Annotated in this window: 2 protein-coding genes; one reads left to right on the top strand and one right to left on the bottom strand. The window is 68.2% G+C overall.

The window, feature by feature from the left end:
• Positions 1–202: SRPBCC family protein (locus J7E68_RS17125; RefSeq protein ID WP_285225557.1), on the bottom strand; the 202-nt coding region annotated here is incomplete at its 3' end.
• A 287-nt stretch (positions 203–489) separates the two neighbouring features.
• On the opposite strand from J7E68_RS17125, the gene J7E68_RS17120 reads away from it, so the two are divergent.
• Positions 490–1,245: FUSC family protein (locus tag J7E68_RS17120; protein WP_251049100.1), on the top strand; the 756-nt coding region annotated here is incomplete at its 3' end.

Below are 1,245 nucleotides of genomic sequence, written 5' to 3'. Positions count from 1 at the left end.
CGGGGTGCTGCTCGGTGATCTCCGTGTCGAGCTCGCGGGTCGCGCCAGCCACCTTTACCGTCCACCGGTTGTGGGTGTCGTCGATCTGGACGTTCGACTCGACCTCGTCGGGGAAGTGCGGGAAGCTCTCGAACTGCGTCCACTGGTTGTAGGCGACGTCGATCGGAACGTGTACGTCGATGGTCTCGATGATCTGCACCATGTGATGCTCCTCACTGTTCGTCGTTCGTGTGATCCCATTCAGCGTCAGTCGCCGAGCATTGGCGACGGGGTTGACATCTCAGGTGACAGCAGTCGCTAGCCGAGTAGCGTGGGGCCCATGCGCATCCATGCCGCGATCCGCGCCTCGAAGCGCTCCCCCCTGCTGCAGGTGGTGAAATCGGCCGCGGCGACGATAGCCGCCTGGTTGCTCGCGGGCTGGGTCGTGCCGGGGCAGCTGCCGGTCTTCGCCGCGATCGCCGCCCTGCTCGTCGTGCANNGATCGTCGGCGTGCTCATCGCCGTCGCGCTCGGTCTGCTGCTCGGATCCCCGAGCTGGATCGTGCTGCTCGCCATCGTCGTGGCGATGCTGATCGCCTGGGCATTGCGGGCGACCCCTGGCACCGGCAACCAGGTCGCGATCTCGGCGATGCTCGTGCTGGCCCTCGGCTCGACCCCCGACTACGCGCTCGCGCGCATCGTCGAGACCCTGATCGGGGTCGTCATCGGCATCGTGGTCAACGCGCTCATCGTGCCTCCCGTGCTCGTGGCACCTGCCCGACGCGATCTCGGCCTGCTGGGCAGCGAGCTGGCGGCGAGCCTCGACCGGTTGGCCGACGCCCTGCCCGACCCGCAGACACCCGCGAGACTGCAGGAGCTCCTGCTCGAGGCGCGCTTGCTGCGCCCCATGAAAGAGGCCGCAGAGGCGACGATCGCCGCGGGTGAGGAATCGCTCACGCTGAACCCGCGACGCTCGATCCACCGCGAGGAGCTCGTCGAGATGCGCGCGCTTCTCGAGCGGCTGACTCCGATCGTGACGCAGACCATCGGCATGACCCGGGCGTACTTCGACCACTACGACGACTCGATCGGCGAAGAGCCGGCTGTCGCCGCGATCGCGGAGCAGCTGCGGCGCGCAGGCCACGATGTGCGCCTCGCGGTGCAGATCGCCGACGTGTCGCCCGAGCCCGAGACACTGACCTCGGCGATCCCGGCGCTCACGGCACCCCTGGTGATCCGGCCGCCCTCATCGACGCACTGGATCCTC

It is taken from the genome of Microbacterium sp. ISL-103, assembly GCF_018613995.1.
GTDB lineage: Bacteria > Actinomycetota > Actinomycetes > Actinomycetales > Microbacteriaceae > Microbacterium.
This window is presented reverse-complemented; position numbering and strand designations above follow the sequence as displayed.